At 63.6% G+C, this 17,566-nt stretch carries 23 protein-coding genes; 16 read left to right on the forward strand and 7 right to left on the reverse strand.

The genetic code is table 11. The features are described 5' to 3' along the window. Positions 1 to 3: 3 nt before the first annotated feature. From WS78_RS06725 to WS78_RS06755, 7 genes are all read right to left on the reverse strand, one after another. Positions 4 to 450, reverse strand: a complete 447-nt coding sequence (locus WS78_RS06725) for a hypothetical protein (RefSeq protein ID WP_226377215.1) — start codon at positions 448 to 450, stop codon at positions 4 to 6. Next, the gene (locus WS78_RS06730; RefSeq protein WP_085701508.1) at positions 447 to 1,766 is read right to left on the reverse strand and encodes a ParB/RepB/Spo0J family partition protein; all 1,320 of its coding nucleotides are present in this window, start codon (positions 1,764 to 1,766) and stop codon (positions 447 to 449) included. The genes WS78_RS06725 and WS78_RS06730 overlap by 4 nt, the downstream gene beginning before the upstream one ends. Beyond that, positions 1,766 to 2,215 carry an ACP synthase gene (locus WS78_RS06735; RefSeq protein ID WP_085701509.1) on the reverse strand — a complete coding sequence of 150 codons (450 nt, stop codon included), beginning with the start codon at positions 2,213 to 2,215 and terminating at the stop codon, positions 1,766 to 1,768. The genes WS78_RS06730 and WS78_RS06735 overlap by 1 nt, the downstream gene beginning before the upstream one ends. Then, positions 2,212 to 2,817 carry a hypothetical protein gene (locus tag WS78_RS06740; protein WP_059583872.1) on the reverse strand — a complete coding sequence of 202 codons (606 nt, stop codon included), beginning with the start codon at positions 2,815 to 2,817 and terminating at the stop codon, positions 2,212 to 2,214. The genes WS78_RS06735 and WS78_RS06740 overlap by 4 nt, the downstream gene beginning before the upstream one ends. Further along, positions 2,814 to 3,149: a hypothetical protein gene (locus WS78_RS06745; RefSeq protein WP_085701510.1), complete on the reverse strand. Its 336-nt coding sequence runs from the start codon at positions 3,147 to 3,149 to the stop codon at positions 2,814 to 2,816. Before WS78_RS06745 ends, WS78_RS06740 begins: the two co-directional genes overlap by 4 nt. Before the next feature lie 54 nt (positions 3,150 to 3,203). Further along, complete coding sequence (locus WS78_RS06750; protein ID WP_156437577.1) at positions 3,204 to 3,422, reverse strand: hypothetical protein; 219 nt, start codon at positions 3,420 to 3,422, stop codon at positions 3,204 to 3,206. Between the two features lie 534 nt (positions 3,423 to 3,956). Further along, a complete protein-coding gene (locus tag WS78_RS06755) occupies positions 3,957 to 4,505 on the reverse strand; it encodes a helix-turn-helix domain-containing protein (RefSeq protein ID WP_226377216.1) in 549 nt (182 codons plus the stop codon). A 31-nt stretch (positions 4,506 to 4,536) separates the two neighbouring features. On the opposite strand from WS78_RS06755, the gene WS78_RS06760 reads away from it, so the two are divergent. The 16 genes from WS78_RS06760 to WS78_RS06840 all read left to right on the forward strand — a co-directional run bounded on the left by WS78_RS06760 (position 4,537) and on the right by WS78_RS06840 (position 17,539). Beyond that, the gene (locus tag WS78_RS06760) at positions 4,537 to 4,818 is read left to right on the forward strand and encodes a hypothetical protein (RefSeq protein WP_059584691.1); all 282 of its coding nucleotides are present in this window, start codon (positions 4,537 to 4,539) and stop codon (positions 4,816 to 4,818) included. 92 nt (positions 4,819 to 4,910) lie between these two features. After that, positions 4,911 to 5,438 carry a phage regulatory CII family protein gene (locus WS78_RS06765; protein WP_059710783.1) on the forward strand — a complete coding sequence of 176 codons (528 nt, stop codon included), beginning with the start codon at positions 4,911 to 4,913 and terminating at the stop codon, positions 5,436 to 5,438. A 75-nt stretch (positions 5,439 to 5,513) separates the two neighbouring features. Next, positions 5,514 to 6,881, forward strand: coding sequence for a replicative DNA helicase (gene dnaB / locus WS78_RS06770; RefSeq protein WP_059710784.1), 1,368 nt, complete (start codon positions 5,514 to 5,516; stop codon positions 6,879 to 6,881). Between the two features lie 2 nt (positions 6,882 to 6,883). Beyond that, positions 6,884 to 7,933, forward strand: a complete 1,050-nt coding sequence (locus WS78_RS06775) for a helix-turn-helix domain-containing protein (RefSeq protein WP_197419472.1) — start codon at positions 6,884 to 6,886, stop codon at positions 7,931 to 7,933. Between the two features lie 13 nt (positions 7,934 to 7,946). Beyond that, entirely contained in the window at positions 7,947 to 8,354 is a 408-nt protein-coding gene (locus WS78_RS06780) for a hypothetical protein (protein WP_059584694.1), read from the forward strand. A 425-nt stretch (positions 8,355 to 8,779) separates the two neighbouring features. Continuing rightward, complete coding sequence (locus WS78_RS06790) at positions 8,780 to 9,349, forward strand: helix-turn-helix domain-containing protein (RefSeq protein ID WP_082717481.1); 570 nt, start codon at positions 8,780 to 8,782, stop codon at positions 9,347 to 9,349. Then, positions 9,234 to 11,300, forward strand: a complete 2,067-nt coding sequence (locus WS78_RS06795) for a phage terminase large subunit family protein (RefSeq protein WP_317135633.1) — start codon at positions 9,234 to 9,236, stop codon at positions 11,298 to 11,300. Before WS78_RS06790 ends, WS78_RS06795 begins: the two co-directional genes overlap by 116 nt. A gap of 10 nt (positions 11,301 to 11,310) precedes the next feature. Beyond that, positions 11,311 to 11,517: a phage head-tail joining protein gene (locus tag WS78_RS06800; RefSeq protein WP_004533700.1), complete on the forward strand. Its 207-nt coding sequence runs from the start codon at positions 11,311 to 11,313 to the stop codon at positions 11,515 to 11,517. Beyond that, entirely contained in the window at positions 11,514 to 13,007 is a 1,494-nt protein-coding gene (locus WS78_RS06805) for a phage portal protein (protein WP_059584700.1), read from the forward strand. The genes WS78_RS06800 and WS78_RS06805 overlap by 4 nt, the downstream gene beginning before the upstream one ends. After that, positions 13,004 to 14,077 carry a head maturation protease, ClpP-related gene (locus tag WS78_RS06810; RefSeq protein ID WP_059584703.1) on the forward strand — a complete coding sequence of 358 codons (1,074 nt, stop codon included), beginning with the start codon at positions 13,004 to 13,006 and terminating at the stop codon, positions 14,075 to 14,077. Before WS78_RS06805 ends, WS78_RS06810 begins: the two co-directional genes overlap by 4 nt. 26 nt (positions 14,078 to 14,103) lie before the next feature. Next, positions 14,104 to 14,448, forward strand: coding sequence for a head decoration protein (locus tag WS78_RS06815; protein WP_059584705.1), 345 nt, complete (start codon positions 14,104 to 14,106; stop codon positions 14,446 to 14,448). Positions 14,449 to 14,481: 33 nt separating this feature from the next. Then, positions 14,482 to 15,507, forward strand: coding sequence for a major capsid protein (locus WS78_RS06820; RefSeq protein WP_082717483.1), 1,026 nt, complete (start codon positions 14,482 to 14,484; stop codon positions 15,505 to 15,507). 3 nt (positions 15,508 to 15,510) lie between these two features. After that, entirely contained in the window at positions 15,511 to 15,801 is a 291-nt protein-coding gene (locus WS78_RS06825) for a head-tail joining protein (protein ID WP_059584710.1), read from the forward strand. A gap of 1 nt (position 15,802) precedes the next feature. Next, a complete protein-coding gene (locus tag WS78_RS06830) occupies positions 15,803 to 16,333 on the forward strand; it encodes a phage tail protein (protein ID WP_059584713.1) in 531 nt (176 codons plus the stop codon). Continuing rightward, on the forward strand, positions 16,323 to 16,856 hold the full coding sequence (locus tag WS78_RS06835) for a hypothetical protein (protein WP_059584715.1): 534 nt from the start codon (positions 16,323 to 16,325) through the stop codon (positions 16,854 to 16,856). Before WS78_RS06830 ends, WS78_RS06835 begins: the two co-directional genes overlap by 11 nt. A gap of 2 nt (positions 16,857 to 16,858) precedes the next feature. Beyond that, complete coding sequence (locus tag WS78_RS06840; RefSeq protein ID WP_059584717.1) at positions 16,859 to 17,539, forward strand: phage baseplate assembly protein V; 681 nt, start codon at positions 16,859 to 16,861, stop codon at positions 17,537 to 17,539. The last annotated feature ends 27 nt before the right edge of the window (positions 17,540 to 17,566 follow it).

Below are 17,566 nucleotides of genomic sequence, written 5' to 3' on the forward strand. Positions count from 1 at the left end.
TCCTCAATTCTGATCGCGTGGTATCGCCCGGCCGAGCTGCATCAAACCCGTTTCGAGCGTGACGCCGGCTGCTGCGGCCCACGTGCGAGCGTCCTGCGCCGCTTTGTGCCGTGCGTAGCTGCCGGCATCGTCGGCCATCAGGTCGAGCAGCACGATGTCGGCCGAGTGCGAGACGTCGCTCACAAGGGCGCGGATCTCGATGCAAAGCGCGTCGAGGCGTGCGTGCATGCCCCTGCGGGCATCCGCAGGGGCTTCGTTTCTCTGGATTGCTTTTCGCCGCGCACGCGGCGTTTCGTTCTTCTGGAGTGCCTTTGCGGGCGTAAGCCCGCGCACACGCTTTGAAACTGCATTGCCGTCGACGCTCGCCAGTGTGATAGCCGGGCGCTTGTCCGCGCGTTCCCGCTTTCGCGGCAGCGGACGTGGGGTAGAAAGGGCCGGACGCGGGGTCATTGGGCCGCCTCCTGTGCCAGTTCGGGCGTCCAGTCCGGGTCCGGCGTCGTGAACAGCTTGTCGAGCCACCGCCGAACGCTTGCCATTTCCTTCGCTTTCGAGGCGCTGCTGTTTTCGAGGGTGCGGGTGAGCACCTGAACCGCAGCTCGGATCGCTTTGACGCGCGTCCTGTAACGGCCGGGCGATTCGCCTTCGATGCGCTTGCATGGCGACGATCCGCCCGCGCTGCTGAAGGTGTACGAGAAACCGAATTCCCAATCGCCCTCGGCGATTTGTGCGAGCCGAATCTCGACGGGCGTGCGCCCGGTGCTCTTTGAGATGGGCGCGGACAGGATTTCAGATGGCTCGTACACGCCGTGCTCGTTTGCCTTGGCGATCGGATACTTCGAGCGACGCGTCGGCACGGCATCGAGCAGGTCTTCGAGACCCGTCAACGCGCGATGTACGCCTTCGATCGTTCCCGGCGACAACTTGCCGAAGCACGGATCGTGCAATACGCTTTGCAGCGCTTGCAAAAGCTGCTTTGCGTGCTGTTCGCCAATCTTCCGTTGGGGCTCGGCGGCGGCAGCCGACGCCACGACGCTCTTGGGCGATGTGGCACGGAGATGCTTTTTCGTGACCTTCGTCTTGCCTGCGTCCTTCGCTTTCGACATGCCCGCGACGATCCGCTCCAGTGCCCGTTCCGCGCCGTGCCGCCGTATCTCCTTGATCACGAGCGAGCCGGAGATGGAGCCGTCGCGGACGAACTGGTGAATCTCCGCCGGCGCATTTTCAAGCAGGCCGACGTCACGAATGGTTTGATCCGTAACGTTCAGGCGCGTGCAGATCGTTTTCGTGTCGAGGCCGTGTACGTCGCGCAGTTCCGCGACGACCGTCGCGAGTTCGAGCGGAGACGCGCGCTTGCTTTCGTTGCTAAGGTAGCCGTCGATCACCATCTCGGAGCGTTCAACCGTCTTCGCATCGCGCACGACGACGGGGATCTTGCCGAGGTTCTTTCCTGCGCGGATCGCGTTGCCTGCGGAGAGGTAGCGGTGTTGTCCCTTGTAGACGTAGATGAGGTCGTTCCCGTCGACCTTCCGGATGTAGCAATGGAGCGGTTGACTCTTGTCGTAGCCGTTGGCGATCATCAGCGCAGCGAGGTGCGACACCCACTGTTGATCGACGGGGCGCACGTTGTCGCGTGGATCGTAGTGGAGCTGTTCGTACGGCACCATCCAGAGATCCGCCGACGTCGCGCCCGCCGCCGCAGCAGCGGCCTTCGCATTGCCGGTGACGATCGGCTCGACGAGCGCGAGCGATTGGGTGCGGGCATCCATTACTCGGCCTCCTGCGGTTGGAGACTGCGAGCGAGTTCCATTGAGCCGTCGAGGATCAGGCGAGACTGCGTTTTCGGTCGACGAAGCAGGAGATTCGCGCGATTCGGAGCGATATCAATGCGCTCGACGATCCAGCCGAGCGCGAGAAACGCGCGGACGGCGCGATCGGCCGTCTCGCTGAAAATCCCGGCATAGATTCGGAGAGCCCATTTCGCGCGGCCGTTGTAGCGGTATTCGCCGGGGGCGCGGCAGTCTTCGAGGCGCATCGAATGCTCGTCAACGTCAATGTAAATGCCGGCTTCAGCGACCAACGTGAGGTCGCGCTCGATCGCTCGGATGTGCTTCTCGGCCTTCTTGAGTTGAGCGAGACGACGTGCATGAACGGCATTCGCGTGAGCGACGATCTCGTTGTACGACGTCGGATGCTTGTAGGTCGTCATGCGCTTCACGCGGTCCTCCGGTTCTGGATCATCTGTTCGAGTCGCGACACTTCGAGGTCGATGCTCTGGCGGAACAGGCGCAGGAATCGCAACGTGCGGGTATCCGACCCAAGCAGCGAGTCGACGGAAATCTCAAGCGAGCGGAGATGCGGGAACGAGACGGCGACGTGACGTTCCGCGTCTCGCGTGACGATCGTGTGGAGTTCGGGGCGCGTGTGCGCGGATCCGGCGGGCACGGCGGATCGCGGCGCATGTCGAGGCGCGAGTGCGCCGCCGGCATCGTTCGAATAGGTGCCGTCTGCCTGCTTGCAGGGGACCGACAGCGGCGGGGCTGCGTCCGATCCGGTGAGCCAGTAGAGGAAACGCAGATCGTGCGGACGCGGTTGGCGGCGCAACCATCCGCCCCGCGCGAGCTTATCGATGCATTGCGCAGCCGCGCCCGGCATGTCGGCGAAGTGGGTCGTGCACACCTCGTCGGACGTCATCGCGTGCGTGGCGTGCCTGAACACGGTCAGGATTCGAGCCGTCAGGTCGGCCCGTTGAGCGGGCGTGAGGTCGACGAACGGGTTGAGTCTGCGCGGAGCCGCATTCGGGAGGGCGTTGTCGATCATGATGCCTCCCTGATCCTGAACGCGCGCGGCTTCTTCGGGCAGGAGTGCTTTTCCGGCTCGGCGCTTGTCGCGGCGCGAAGGCGCTTGATCGCGTCCGCACACGTCGGTTCGTCTGGAATCGAGATCTGCTTCGCGGCAATAGTGTTGCCGTCCATGATCAGGTACTCGATATAGACGCCGTCTACGAGCGGTCGGCGCATGACGACGTGCTTGCCGATGAGGAGCGGCGACGTCGGAAGCTGGCGATCGCGTTCGTAACGGGCGACGGTCCGGGGCGACAGCGTGTCCCGGCGCGGGATGCCCGCGTGCTGCGCTGCGTTGATTCTGGGCATGACTTCATCATCTCCTTTACGCCGAGTGCGCAAGCCGTCCTCGGCGCGTGAGCGTCAGACGTTGGCGTGGAAGGTGGCGGGCTTGTCAGCGACGGGGCCGCTATCCAGCACATTCGCGGCGATGATCAGGGCGGCGGCGGCGAAGACGCACTTGAACAGCAGTGACTTTTCCAAGTTGCTTTGGCGTGCGGGCTCGGAAGGTGTAACGCGGGGCGCTTGCTCGTTGCGGAGCCAGTTCCGGCGGGCCTCAGCGTGAAGATCGATCGGTTTCATGGGGTGAATCTCCGGTTGAGCGTCGTACGACGCGACAGCCGGAGTATCCATTAATGGAAAATCTCTTGTCAATCCATATACGGATAATTATCCTCAGATAATCCCCGCCGGGTTTGGCAGCGGGGTTCGTGCTATCGAGGTTTTCGTGGGGTAAACAGTAGTGTTGCGGCGTGGCACGTAAGGACTAGTGCCGCATCAAGCCATGCTGAGGTGTTTAGGTATGCTGCGGCTGCAAGTCCGATCGTCGCAGTCGCGAGGATGCTTGCGGTTCCGCGTTGGCGGACGAACCGAGGTGGGTGTTGATTCCGGGCGTATTCGAGGCGCTCGGCTAGCTGGTGCACGCCGGCCAAGACATCCTCTGCGGTGTCGGCGTCCACGCCTTTGGCGGAGATGGATATTGTGCCGTCCTCGCGTAATAGTACGGCGGCGGCAGCGACCGCCGGCGACCGATCGTGGCGGGCTATTAAATCATGCAGGAATGCGCGAATGGTGGTCTGCCGGGTGCGTCTTCGTATCGTGGGGAGTTCGTAGACGTTATCGGCTGCGCGTTCTGGTCCCTCGGATGCGGGTTTTGTGGTTGTGGTCATCGCTCAACAATTCATTCGATAATGGGCGTTGAGCGGCGGTTGCTGCGCGCTTCTTCGATTCCGGTGAGGCCGGAATGACTTCGTCGATGGTCGTCGATTCATCTTCCTCGACGGTTGTAGCGGCGGCCTGACTCAGAACAAATTCAATGTATCGCTCGATTGCCTTCTTCTCCGCCTCGGGGAGTTGGGCGTAGCGCACACGATCGTAATGAATTACCGACGCGTCGTTCTCGTCGTCGATCAGCAGATCGGTTGGCGATATGCCGATGGCGTTAGCGAGCGATTCTACAACCCGCATCTGCGTATCTACCTTCCCGGACAGGACTCGATTGACCGAGCTTTGGGAAATGCTGGCGCGCTTGGCAACCTTTTCTTGCTTGTCCACGTGCGGGTAGTGATCCATGTACCACCGCAGCTTGCGGGCCAAGATCATTCGAAGCGATGACTTCGTGGGCGGCGTTTTCATGCCGACATCTTGCCGAATTTGGATACCCATTAGCGGATGGTTTGCCCTACTCATCGGTTGAATGAAATTCCTTAAGTGGATAAAATCGCGGCTTGCCATTGTGTTTGGGGGCGTCATGGAGACCGGAAGCGAGCCGATTCTTGCGGCCGTGCTGCGTCAGCTCGATGCAGCAAAGGGGGATTGGCCGGCAATTGCGAAGCAAAGCGGCGTGCCCTATCAAACGCTCGCGAAGATCGGTGGACGGGTGGTCTCTGACCCGCGCGTGTCGACCGTTCAAGCGCTTCTCGACTGCCTTGGCAAGCGGTCGGCCGAACAGAGGTACTGCAATTCCGCGACCAAGTGATCCGATCCGTCGATTGCGGGGGAGGCAGAGCGAATCGTACTTCCCACCCTCGAGCTGCAAAAGATTGAAAACGAGTATCCACCAATAGTTCAATGACCTGCCGATACGACAGTACAGAATGGCTCGACGTGCTCTACACGTCCGTGCGCAACGCGCCGGGTGGCGTGGCCGATGCAGCGAATTACCTGACAAACAGGCGCGGCAAGAACATCACACCGGAGTCGCTCCGGTTGCGCCTGCGCGGTGTGGGCGACAGTCGCCTCTCGATGGAGATGTTCGAGCTGTTGATCGAGTGGATGCAGGAGAAGAGCGAAGCCGAGGCGCACGCGCTCGACGCGCTACATGCGCTCAACGCCCGGTTCGGGCTGGTTGCCGAGCGCGTTGACGATCACCACGCGGTTGACGGCCACGAGCCGGGCACGATGCATCTCGTAACGACGACACTCCGCTTGCAAGCGCATGTGGGGCAGGTCGCCAACGACGTGTCTCGCGCGCTCGAAGATCAGCGAATCGACGATCGCGAAGCCGAGCAGATCATCGCGACGGGCCGCAAAGGGCAACGTCTGTTTCAGCGGCTGATTCAAACCGCCGCGCGCCTCGCTCGGCGCAGGCGTAGTTGACGAAAAAGCCACCTTGGCCGGACTCGGTTCGACCACGGGTCAACGAAATCACACGTCATCATCGACAGGGGAAATATGGGCGCAATGGACCCGATCGACGCACATGAGCCGATCGCCTCGATTGAATCCGAGCAGGCGGTATTGGGCGCGTTGATGTTGGATAGCGATGTATATGACCGGATTGGCGGTCAGATCGCGACGGACGATTTTACGTTGCGTGACCATCGCCTCATCTATACCGCGATCAAGCAACTTGTGCTTGATCAGCGGCGCGCCGATGTCGTCACGGTGTTCGAGCGCCTGCAAGCAACCGGTGCGAAGATCAAGCGGCCATTGCAGTATTTGAACGAGATCGTTCAATCGACTCCGGGTGCGGCCAATGTCGAGCGCTACGCGGAAATCATGCGAAACAGGTCGCTGTTGCGTGGTTGCCTGCGCGCTGCGAAGCATGTGATGGAGCTGTGCCATCACACGGGCGGGCGCGAGCCGGCCGACATCATCGATCAGGCGCAATCTGCGTTTCTCCATTTGTCCGACGCGGATCGGCGCAAGGACGACGGTTTCATGCCCATGCTGCCGACGTTGAGTCGCGTCGTCGAGCGGATCGACATGCTGTATCAGCGCGAAGACAAGGGCGGCGTCACTGGCACGGCGACCGGTTTTGACGATCTGGATCGTCGCCTCGACGGGATGCATGAAGGCGAGTTGATTATCGTCGGCGGTCGGCCGTCGATGGGTAAGACATCCCTCGCGATGAACATCGCTGAAAACGTCGCCACACGGTCCGGTTTGCCGGCTGCCGTTGTATCGATGGAAATGCCTGCCGAGCAGCTTGCGACGCGTATGCTCGCATCGATTTCTCGGGTCAACCAACATCGCCTGAGAACCGGCTCGCTGGAAGACAGCGACTGGTCGCGTATTACGCACGGCGTGCGGGTCATGTCCGAAGCGAATCTCCACATTCTCGAAGGATCGTCGCTGACCCCGTCGATGCTGAGAACCCGATTGCGACGCCTGCATCGCGAACACGGCCAACTTGGTGTCGTCGTCATTGACTACCTCCAACTGATGTCGGGGGATGGTGCCAGCACGGAGATGCGGGCGGTGGAGGTCAGCGGGATCTCACGGGCGCTCAAGCAAATTGCGACCGAATTGCGCGTGCCGGTGATCGCGCTTTCTCAGTTGAATCGAGGGCTGGAGCAGCGCCCGAACAAGCGTCCCGTGATGTCGGATCTTCGGGAGTCAGGCTCGATCGAGCAGGACGCCGACGTGATCCTGTTCATCTACCGCGACGAGGTCTACAACCCGGACAGCCCCGACACGGGGACCGCCGAAATCATCATCGCGAAGCAACGCAACGGGCCGATCGGGACCGTGCGGCTCGCGTTTAAGAACGCTACAACCCGGTTCGAAAATTTCGCCGAGCCGGGCGAAGGATATTGACTATGTCTGCCGTTTCACCATTCTTCACATGGCGTCGAGCCATGACCGGTAGCGATCTGCCGTCCACCACGAAGTTGGTATTGTTTGTGATCGCCGAGTATGCGAACGCAATGGACGATATCTGCTGGCCGTCGATCGGAACGATTGCCGAGAAGGCGAGCCTGTCGGAGCGCAGCGTCAGCACGCATCTCGAAGTCGCCGAGCGTCACGGTTGGTTGGCGCGTTGGCGGTCGCGGCGTCCGGCCCGCCGTTGGGCACATGCGCATTATCGCCTTGCCGTTCCCAAGGATGTCGCACTTCGCCAGCGCGATGCGATCGACTTCGACATCATTGCGAGCGAATCGGAACGTGGTTCCGATGTTGATGAAAAATTGGGCAATTCGGAATCTGGTTCCGATGCTGCTGAAAAATGCGGCACTTCGGAACGACGTTCCGATGAGGTTGCGGCACTACCTGAACGTGGTTCCGATCAGCTGTCTGACGGGGCGTTTTGCGCAGGCGAAGCGGAAAGTTACCTGAACGACGTTCCAACTAGTAAACCAGTAAACAGTAATAGTAAAAAACATACTCTCTCTCAAGCGTCGTTGGTTAACCACAGGGCGGGTGAGCAAAGTGAAAACCGTGACGATCTGTCGTCATCGATGGCGTGCTGGATGTTCGAGCGCCTGCGTGCCCGTGATCCGGGTGGCGATGTGCCGAACTGGTCGAAATGGATCGCCGATGTCGACGCAATGTTGGCCATCGACGGCAGGGATCAGAAGGAGATCGTGCGGCTATACGCATGGGCCGATCGGGACAAGTTCTGGCAACGCATCGTCACATCGCCTGCGCGACTGCGAAAGAACTGGGATGAGGTGAGAAGGCGTCGCAACGCGTCGCTTGAAGCAGGTCGTCCTAGTGCCGTGCCTGCGGCTCAAGCCGCCGCCGACGACCGGCAGTGCGCGCACGTAGAGAACGGGTGCCGCTGCACGCGCGCGGCATCGACCATCATCGGCGCGGGTTCGTCACGGCGGGGTTATTGCGGGGCGCACGTCGGTCGATATGAGGATTGATTCGGGGAACGGTATGACACTGGAAGAGCGTTTGAACAATTGGGCAAGGGCGATGCGCTCGGGCAGCGCGCACGGCGATTCTCTTGTCGCGTCGATCTATTTTCCGGGCACGGGCGGGCGAACGATCAGCGCGACGCTCGACGAAGCGGACGCGCAGAAGATCGAACTCGCGTGCCGTCGATTGATGCCGCAGGATCGCAAGGTTTTGCAGATGCATTACGTGTGGCGTGCGCATCCCGCCTACATCTGCCGTCGCCTTGGTTTGAAGGCGCGACCGACGTCGATTTTCGATTTGGCGCTTACTCATGCGAAGCGCGCGATCGACGAGAAGCTCAGCGAACCCAAGGTTGAGTATGTGTCGATGCAGGCGATCATCGACAAAATGAAAGAGGCAGAGAAAGAAAGTGTTGCTCAACCGTAAGGTCTTCATCTACACTTCGCCCTGACAATTTGATTCCGGTATTCACCGAGTGACGCGGCCTGTTCCGGGTCGTTGCTCGTCCGAAGATTTTGAAGCCCTGAGTGCGAAAGCCCTCAGGGCTTTTTGCATTGGGGCGCTGAAATGCGAAGCGAGTTGGCGAATGGCGGGCCGGGCGAGGTCTGGTCGGCGTGGAATGAGGATCGAAGCACGGGGCGCGTTACCGCGCGTGGCTTCGTATTCGACGATCCAATGGACCGCATCGTGTGGGCGATGGAGCGTGCGGGTGATCACGCGGTCGCGGTGCTTGCGGTCGGGGTCGCCGATGCCTAGAAAATGGGCAGGGGACCCTATGGCGCGGGTGCATGCGGGGGTGCGCACCCGCGTTTTTTCTCTACTGTTGAATCTCTATAGGGGGGCACATTCACATGCTGACTCAGCAGCAGATCGCGGAGCACCTCGACCTTGAGCGGTCGACGGTTTCGCGTCTGGTCGATCGGCTCAACATCGACTATCGAACGGCGTCGATGGATGAGATCCGCATGGCTTACCTTCGGCACTTGCGAGAGATGGCCGCCGGCCGCGCGAGCGAGACCGGCATCGATCTTGTGGCCGAGCGCGCGATGACTGAACGCGTGGATCGCGAAATCAAGCTGCTGACGCTCGCCGAAAAGAAAGGGCAGTTGGTCAACGCCGCGCAGCTTGAGCAGGCATATGGCCAGATGGTCGGTGCCTTTCAGACGGAATTGCTCGCGCTATCCGACAAGCTCGTGCAGGAATTGCGCGCGCTGCATGACGTTGAAATTGACCTCGAATGGTTGAACGAGCATATGTATGGGTGTCTTGAACAGCTTTCTGGATACGACCGAGACGGTTCGGACGGTGATTCGGCGGATCGCGCAGCTGCTGCGTCCGCCGGAGAAGATCGGGACGACGGACTGGGCGCGCAAGCATCGCCGGATGAGCGCGAAGGCGACGGCGAGTCCTGGCCGGTATAACCCGAACATCACGCCTTGGGTGTTCGGCATGCATACGGCGCTCGACGATCCGCGCGTGCAAAAGGTCGTGTGCATGAAGTCGGCGCAGGTCGCGTGGACGGACGGGGTGCTGCTGAACTACATCGGCCGGCGAATCGACGTCGATCCGTGCCCGATGATCGTGATGTTCGCGAAAGAGAAGTCGGCGAAGAAGTTCAACATGGAGAAATTCGAGCCGATGGTCGAGGTGACGCCTCGCTTGTCGGCGAAACTGCCCGTGCATGCGAGCCGCGACAAGAACAACTTGTGGGATCACAAGACATTCCCGCGCGGGTTCCTGAAGTTCATCACGTCGAACGCGCCGGACGACGTGAAGTCGACGCCTGCGCCCGTCGTCGCAGTCGAAGAGCCGGACGACGCGAATCAGAACGTGCGCGAGCAGGGTGATTCGATCACGCTGCTGGAGGAGCGCAACAAGAGCTACTCGGACAGCCGGCGCAAGGTGATCTTCGGCGGCACGCCAACGGTCGACGGCTTCTCGCGCATTCAGCAGGCATACGTGGCGTCCGATCAGCGCGTCTATCTGGTGCCGTGCCCGGACTGCGGCGAGGAACACGAGCTGACGTGGGAGAACGTCACGTGGACGGAAGACGCCGATGTGGCGCACGAGGTGTTCGGCCGCGCCCGGCCGGAGTCGGCGCGATACACGTGCCCGCACTGCGGCACGTTGTGGGACGACCCGATGCGCATCCGCGCGGTGCGACGCGGCCGATGGGTGGCGACCGCGCCGTTTTACGGCGTCGCCGGTTTCCGGCTGAACGAGCTGGTGTCGCCGTTCCCCGGCTCGCGCATGGCCGAGCTGGTGAAGAAGTGGCTCACGGCGGAGAAGGCACTACGTTCCGGCGACGACACGAAGATGCGTTCATTCGTCAACAACTCGCAGGGGCGGCCGTACAAGTACAAGAGCGATCTTCCCGAAATCGACGCGCTCGCCGAACGCGCGATGCCGTATCCACCGTTCACGGTGCCGATGGGCGGCTTGCTGCTCACGCTCGGCGTCGACGTGCAGCATGACCGCCTCGCGATTGTGATGCGCGCGTGGGGGCGGGGCGAGGAGAGCTGGCTGATCGCGTGGGACGAGATCTTCGGCAACGTGATGGACCAACGCGAAGACCCGTTGACGGGCGGCGTATGGGGCGCGCTCACGACGCTGATCACGCACGCGTACCGTCATGAGTCGGGCGGCCTGCTGCGGATCCGGGCGACGTCGATCGACTCGTCGGACGGCTCGACGTCGGACGCGGTTTACAGGTACGTGCGCGCGGCGCAGCGGCAAGGTTTGATCGTCTTGGCGATCAAGGGCAGCACGGATGCCAATGCCGAGATCTTCAGCACGCCGCGCGCGTCGGTCGACTCGACGCGGAACAACAGCAAGGCGGCGAAGTACGGGCTGCGGCCGTTCATGGTCGGCGTCAGCAAGGCCAAGGATCTGATTCTCGACAACCGGCTCAAGCTGGACGGCGACGGCCCCGGACGCATGCACTGGTATCGCGACGTCCGGTCGGACTACCTGTCGCAGTTGACGGCCGAGGTGAAGGTGCCCGCTCGCATCGGGACCAAACGCGTCTGGCAAAAGAAGGCCGGCGCACGTAACGAAGCGCTCGACTGCGAGGTGTACGCGCTGCACGCGGCGCGCAGCGTCAAGACGCATTTGATGACGGAGCCGCACTGGCAGGTCGAGCAGCAGCGCTTGTCGCAGGTGTCGCTGTTCGAGGCGGTGCCGGTGCTCGACGCGTTGCCGTCGGCGCTGCCGGTCGAGGTGCTGCCGGATCAGCCGGAGGATCGCGATGCGGACACGGAGCCACCACCGCAGCAGCAAACCGCAAAACCCAACGAAACCCCGCCACCGAGCGGGGTTTCGCGCATTCAGGGGCGTCGCGTCGGCCGCTCGGCCTACCTGACGCGTCGCTAGGAGAAAGCCGATGGCTTACACAAGACAGGATCTGGATCGCATCCAGTCCGCGATCGCGAAAGGCGAGCTCGAAGTGCAGTATGCGGATCGCCGCGTGAAGTACCGCTCGATCTTGGAGCTTCGCGAGGCGCAAACCGAGATCATTCGCGCGCTCGACGGCGCGAGCGGGCGCTCGCGCATCGTTCGGCTGCGGCACGCCGGCAAGGGGGTTCGATGAGCCGCGCGTATCCGATGCTCGCTCGGCGCGGATTCGTGGTGCCGACGCGGCTGAAGGCGGCGGCGTACGAATCCGCGAGCACGGGCGGCGCTCGCGCACGGTCGTGGAAGGCGTCGAGCGCGGGGCCGAACGCGGCGGCGGCGCAAAACCTGCCGCTGATGCGGCATCGGGCGCGCGACGCGATTCGAAACGACCCTTGGGCGAAAGCCGCGATCACGCGGCTCGTGTCGAACACGATCGGCTCCGGCATACAGGCGCATCCGCGACATCCCGACGAGACGATGCGAAACGCGCAAAAGCTGCTTTGGGAAGACAGCGCAGCGGAGATCGACGCGGACGGGCTGTTCGATATGGCGGGATTGCAGACGTTGGCCGCTCGTGCGTTCTTTAGCGACGGCGAGGTGCTCGTGCGGCGGCGTCTGCGTAGCTGGCACGACGGATTAGCCGTGCCGTTGCAGGTGCAGTTGCTCGAAGCCGATCATCTGCCTGTGAGCAAGAACGAGCGCCTGCCGCACGGCGAGATCGTCAACGGCGTCGAGTTCGACGACGACGGACGGCGCATTGCCTATCACCTGTTGACGCGACATCCCGGCGAGTATGGACGGCAGGCCGGCGACAGCACGCGGACGGTGCGGGTGCCGGCCGACGAGATCGCGCACGTGTTCCTCGCATTGCGGCCGGGACAGGTGCGCGGCGTGCCTGAGCTGTCGACGGTGCTGCTGCGGCTGCATTCGCTCGACAACTTCGACGACGCGGTGTTGTTCCGGCAAGAGGTCAGCAACCTGTTCGCGGGCTTCATCACGAAGCCGCACGCGGAGCTTGGCCCGATGGGCGATCCCGTTTCCGGAGCGCCGATGCGATACGACGACGACGGGTTTTCGCCGGTCGTGTCGCTCGAACCGGGTGGGATGCAGGAGCTTGCGCCCGGCGAGGAAGTGAAGTTCTCGGAGCCGCCGGGCGCGGGCAACGACTATGTGCCGTTCATGCGCCAGCAGCTCATGGCGTCGGCCGCTTCGGTGGGCATGCCTTACGAAGTGCTCACGGGCGATCTGCGGGACGTCAGCGACCGCGTGCTGCGCGTGATCCTCAACGAGTTCCGGCGCAGCGTCGAACAGATTCAGTGGAACGTGTTCATTCACCAGTTCTGCCGCAAGGTGTGGCGCTGGTGGGTCGACGCGTGCGCGCTGTCGGGCGCGATGCCGATGCCCGATTACTTCCGCCGGCGTCGCGACTATCTGCGCGTGCGATGGGTGCCGCAGGGCTGGCCGTACATCCACCCGGTGCAGGACGTCACCGCGAAGCGCATGGAGATCCGCGCGGGCCTCGCGAGCCGCACGGGCGCAGTGCTCGCGCGCGGCGACGATCCCGAGCAGGTCGACGCGGAAAACGCGGCGGATCTCGCGCGCGAGCAACGGCTCGGCCTGCGATACGACACGCAGCTCGCGATAGAAGACGGAAACGGTAGTGATTTGAAAGAGGATGGGGAATGAAGCGAAACCGCAAGTGGTGGGACATCCGCGCACAGGCGCAGGCGGGTGGCGGCAAGGTTGCCGAGATCCGGATCTATAGCGACATCGGATTTTGGGGCACCGACGCGCAGAACTTCGTGTCGCAGCTCGACGCCGTCGCGACCGACGCATCGTCGATCACGGTCGCGATCAACTCGATGGGCGGCGACGTGTTCGACGCATTCGCGATCTACAACGCGTTGCGGCGGTACGCCGGCAAGGTGAAGGGGCGCGTCGACGGCATCGCGGCGTCCGCCGCGTCGCTGGTGCTGATGGCGTGCGACGAGATCGAGATGCCCGAGAACGCGCTGTTGATGATCCACCATCCGCACACGGTCGCGGCCGGCGAATCGAAAGATCTGCGCCGTGTCGCCGAACTGCTCGACAACGCGAGCGCCGGCATTCTGGCGGCGTACGCGCAGCGCAGCGGTCTGTCCGAAGACGACGTGCGGGCCATGATGGACGCGGAGACGTGGCTGACGGCCGCGCAGGCGAAGGAGAAGGGCTTTTGCGACGTGATCGAGGCCCCGGTGAAGCTGGCGGCGTCGGCCGGCGCTGCGCCGCTTCTCGCGCGCTTCTCGGCCGTGCCGGAGCAGGTTCGTGCGTTGCTCGATGCGGCCGGCGAATCGGACGCGGAACCGCCGGCCGATCCAACGCCGGATCCCGAGCCGGAACCGAAACCCCAGACGCCCGACGTCACGGCACTCGCCGCGCACGTGTTCAATTCGCTGCGCGAAGCGAATCTCGCGGCATGCGCCGAAGGCGTGATCGCCGCGACCGGCCTGCGCGACCGCGAGACGGTCGATCGCGCAATCCGCAATGCGACCGACATCGCGGGGATCTGCCTCGCGGCGAACCAGACGGACCTGACCGCGCAATACGTCGCGGACGGCCTGTCGCCGGATCAGGTGCGCGCGCGGCTGTTCGAGCGTCTCACGGCGTCGAGCACCCGCATCAACAGCCGACCCGATCCGGCACAGCAGCAGACGCAAGCGCGTAGCCGCGCATTGCGCACGTCCGACATCTACGCGGCCCGCCGCGTGGCCAAGTAACTTTTCATCGCTGAAAGGAGCGCTGAATGTCCAACATCAAGACTTTGGGCACGTTGCCCGCCGAATTTCTGATTTCGGAAGGCCCCGGCCAGATCTCGCGCGATGCGATCACGGTCGCGGCCGGCCCGGCGCTGCCGTCCGGCTGCGTGCTCGGCACGATCGGGACCGGCGAATACGCGCCGTACGACAACGCGGCGGCGACCGGCGCGGAAGTCGCGGTCGCGATCCTCTACGCGCCGTTGCCGGCGTCCGACACGCCGCGCCCGGCGGTCGCGATCAAGCGGCTCGCCGAAGTCGACGCGCGCCTGCTCGCGGGCCTCGACGCGCCCGCCCGCGACGATCTGGCCGCGCATCACATCGTCATCCGCTGATCCCGGCGAATCCCTTATCCCAAAGCCGCGCCGATGCGCGGCTTTTTCATTTCTGGAGTGCATATGGCAGACATCGCAATCTTCAACGACGACGCGTTCTCGCTGTCGTCCCTGACGGCGTCCATCAACGAGCAGCCGCACTTGCCCGGCCGCCTCGGCGAGACGGGCCTGTTCGACGAGGAAGGCATCACGACGACGACGGTGCAGATCGAGCGCGACGGCGACACGCTCGCACTCGTGGCGGCCGGTGTGCGCGGCTCGCCCGCGCCGAACGTGCTGGGCAGCAAGCCGAGCCTGATTCCGTTCAACACCGTCCACCTGCCGCAACGCGCGGTCATCAAGGCGGACGAGATCCAGAATCTGCGCGCGTTCGGCGACGATTCGGAACTGGAGACGGTGCAGCGCTACGTCGACAAGCGGCTCGCGAAGATGCGTCGTCAGATCGACGCGACGCACGAATACCACCGCCTCGGCGCGGTTCGCGGCGTGATCCTCGACGCGGACGGCAAGCACGTCGTCGCGAACCTGCTCGATCGCTTCGGCATCGAGCAGCAGGTCATCGAATACGAGCTGTCGAACGCGAAGACCGAGATCCGGATCAAGAACGAAGACACGCTCGAAGCGATCGAGGATGCGCTCGGCAACGTGCCGTTTTCGAGCGTGCGCGCGTTCTGCGGGCGCAACTTCTGGCGCAAGCTGCTGACGCTGCCGACCGTCAAAGAGACGTTCCTCAACACGGCGGCGGCTGCGGCGCTGCGCGGCGATCCGCGTGGCGCGATCGAGCTGGACGGCATCGTGTTCGAGCGCTATCGGGGCAAGGTCGGCGGCATCCCGTTCGTCGGCGACGACGAAGCGTATGCGGTGCCGGAAGGCGTGGCGGATCTGTTCATCTCGCGCTTCGCGCCCGGCGATTATGTCGACGCGGTCAACACGATCGGCCTGCCGTACTACGCGCGGCAGGAAGTCATGCCGTTCAACAAGGGCGTCGAGATCGAGGCGCAGTCGAACCCGATCCACCTCTGCACGCGCCCGCGCGCGTGCATCCGTCTGAAGGCGTGACGCGTGGCGTTCCACGATCTGATTGCGGACGTTGACGCGGCCGTGCTGCGAGATCTGGCCGATGACGACGTGGTCGTCGACGGCCGTCCCGTGCGCGGCATGTTCAACGCGCCTTGGCTTGGCCCCGATCTCGGGTCGAAACGCACGAATCTGGTCGCGCCGATGCTGCACGTGATCGACGAAGACGCCGTCGGCATCCGGCCCGGCAGCGTCGTCGTCACGCACAGCGGGCGCTATCGCGTCGTCGAGGCGCAACCGGACGGCACGGGCTGGACGATCCTGATGTTGCAATGACATGAACCCACTGAAAGTCGAAATCGATGTCGGCGCGGTCACGGCCGTCCTGCAGGGCATCTCGCCGTCCGCGATGCAGGCCGCGTGGCGACGCACGCTGCGCAAGACGGCCGCGTGGATCAAGAGCCAGACGGCGAAGGAGGTCAGCGCGGCGACGCGCATTCCTCAGAAAGCGATCCGCCGACGCCTCTACTTTTTCCTGCGGTCGGCCGATACCGGCAAGGTGTGGCTCGGCTTGAACCCGATCGAGGCGCACCGCCTCGGCTCGGTCGTGAAGACGCGCAAAGGCATGCGCGCCGGCCGTTCGTCGTTTCCGGGCGCGTGGCGGCAGTCGAAGCGACAACCGGACGGGCCGATCTTCGAGCGTGTCGGGAAGGCACGGCTGCCGTATCGCGTCGTGACGGTCGATTGGCATGAGACAGGCGACCCGGCGTTTCGCCGCGCGGCGAAGGCGTGCGAGCAGCGGCTCTTGACGATCCTGCGGCAAGAAGTGAACTACGAACTACAAAAGGTGATGGGACGTGCTCGATAACCTCAAATTGCTGCACGACGCGATCGTGAAGGGCCTGCGCGAAGCACTGCCGACGATCGAACGAATCGAAGCGTATCCGGAGATCGGTGCGCAGATTCCGACGCCGTTGATTGCGGTCGAACTGTCCGAAATGGAGCCGGGGCACGACGACGGAACGGGTTGCGTCTCGCTGATCGGTCGCATGCAGGCGCGCATCATCGTCGATCCGTACGGCGCGGGGCACGAGCTGCACGTGCGCGAGATTGCCGCGCGCGTCGCGCTCGCGGTTCACATGCAGACGTGGGGCTTGCCGATCGCGCCCGGCAGGGTGGTTCAGGTTGGCGAAGACCCGTTTCGCCCCCAGCTCGATACGTACCTCGTGTGGCTCGTCGAATGGACGCACGAATTCGGGATCGGCGGTGAGCTGGCGGAGATTCCGGGCGGTAGCACGCTTGTATGGGGTGTCGACCCGGAAACGGGGCCGGGCAACGAAGGCAGCTATTGGGACCCGGCGCAGGACGCGCCGGCCGACTATGCGGAGTAACGATGCTCGAGTATGAAATCGGTGAGATCGACCGGCGGCTTGCGTGCCTCGTGCAGCAAGGCACGGTCGACGCGGTGTCGTACGACCCGCCGCGATGCCGTGTGCGCGTCGGCGATTGGGTCAGTGACTGGTTGCCGTGGTTCACGGTCGCGGCGGGCGCGGTGCGCTTCTGGCGCCCGCCGTCCGAAGGCGAGCAGGCGTCGGTCTTCTCGTCGTCCGGCGAGTTGTCGAGCGCGTACGCGGTGCCGGGCTACTACGCGGAACAGCACGGTGGGGCAGCACGACGAAGCGCGAGCGAAACGGCGTTCGACTTCCCGGATGGGGCGTCGCAGGTCTATGACCACGCGTCGCACGAGTACCGGATCGACGTGCCGGCGGGCGGGCGCATCGTTTTCCGCATCGGCGAGACGGAACTGGAGCTACGCGCGGACGGCGTGACGTTGCGCACCGAGAAACTGCTCGGCGACGTTCCCGATTCGACGTTCACGGGCAACACGACGACCGAGCAGCGCTTGACGTTCAACGGCGGCATGCAGGGCCGGGCAGGCGCGAACGGCGGCCCGGCAGTCGAAGTCGACGGCGGCGCTCGCTATACGGCCGACGTCGAGATCGGCGGCAAGTCGTTCCTTGGGCACAGTCACGTGGAGCAAGGCGACGGAGCTCCAGTGAGCCCGCCTATGTAGATGGCAGAAGTCACGCTGCACCGGTAT

Source organism: Burkholderia savannae (assembly GCF_001524445.2).
GTDB lineage: Bacteria > Pseudomonadota > Gammaproteobacteria > Burkholderiales > Burkholderiaceae > Burkholderia > Burkholderia savannae.

Excerpts from the sequence above, each read along its gene's own strand:
- WS78_RS06725 (WP_226377215.1), bottom strand. The coding sequence starts at position 450 with ATGACCCCGCGTCCGGCCCTTTCTACCCCACGTCCGCTGCCGCGAAAG.
- WS78_RS06730 (WP_085701508.1), bottom strand. The coding sequence starts at position 1,766 with ATGGATGCCCGCACCCAATCGCTCGCGCTCGTCGAGCCGATCGTCACC.
- WS78_RS06740 (WP_059583872.1), bottom strand. The coding sequence starts at position 2,817 with ATGATCGACAACGCCCTCCCGAATGCGGCTCCGCGCAGACTCAACCCG.
- WS78_RS06745 (WP_085701510.1), bottom strand. The coding sequence starts at position 3,149 with ATGCCCAGAATCAACGCAGCGCAGCACGCGGGCATCCCGCGCCGGGAC.
- WS78_RS06750 (WP_156437577.1), bottom strand. The coding sequence starts at position 3,422 with ATGAAACCGATCGATCTTCACGCTGAGGCCCGCCGGAACTGGCTCCGC.
- WS78_RS06755 (WP_226377216.1), bottom strand. The coding sequence starts at position 4,505 with ATGGGTATCCAAATTCGGCAAGATGTCGGCATGAAAACGCCGCCCACG.
- WS78_RS06760 (WP_059584691.1), top strand. The coding sequence starts at position 4,537 with ATGAAATTCCTTAAGTGGATAAAATCGCGGCTTGCCATTGTGTTTGGG.
- WS78_RS06765 (WP_059710783.1), top strand. The coding sequence starts at position 4,911 with ATGACCTGCCGATACGACAGTACAGAATGGCTCGACGTGCTCTACACG.
- dnaB (WP_059710784.1), top strand. The coding sequence starts at position 5,514 with ATGGGCGCAATGGACCCGATCGACGCACATGAGCCGATCGCCTCGATT.
- WS78_RS06775 (WP_197419472.1), top strand. The coding sequence starts at position 6,884 with ATGTCTGCCGTTTCACCATTCTTCACATGGCGTCGAGCCATGACCGGT.
- WS78_RS06780 (WP_059584694.1), top strand. The coding sequence starts at position 7,947 with ATGACACTGGAAGAGCGTTTGAACAATTGGGCAAGGGCGATGCGCTCG.
- WS78_RS06790 (WP_082717481.1), top strand. The coding sequence starts at position 8,780 with ATGCTGACTCAGCAGCAGATCGCGGAGCACCTCGACCTTGAGCGGTCG.
- WS78_RS06800 (WP_004533700.1), top strand. The coding sequence starts at position 11,311 with ATGGCTTACACAAGACAGGATCTGGATCGCATCCAGTCCGCGATCGCG.
- WS78_RS06805 (WP_059584700.1), top strand. The coding sequence starts at position 11,514 with ATGAGCCGCGCGTATCCGATGCTCGCTCGGCGCGGATTCGTGGTGCCG.
- WS78_RS06810 (WP_059584703.1), top strand. The coding sequence starts at position 13,004 with ATGAAGCGAAACCGCAAGTGGTGGGACATCCGCGCACAGGCGCAGGCG.
- WS78_RS06815 (WP_059584705.1), top strand. The coding sequence starts at position 14,104 with ATGTCCAACATCAAGACTTTGGGCACGTTGCCCGCCGAATTTCTGATT.
- WS78_RS06820 (WP_082717483.1), top strand. The coding sequence starts at position 14,482 with ATGCGCGGCTTTTTCATTTCTGGAGTGCATATGGCAGACATCGCAATC.
- WS78_RS06830 (WP_059584713.1), top strand. The coding sequence starts at position 15,803 with ATGAACCCACTGAAAGTCGAAATCGATGTCGGCGCGGTCACGGCCGTC.
- WS78_RS06840 (WP_059584717.1), top strand. The coding sequence starts at position 16,859 with ATGCTCGAGTATGAAATCGGTGAGATCGACCGGCGGCTTGCGTGCCTC.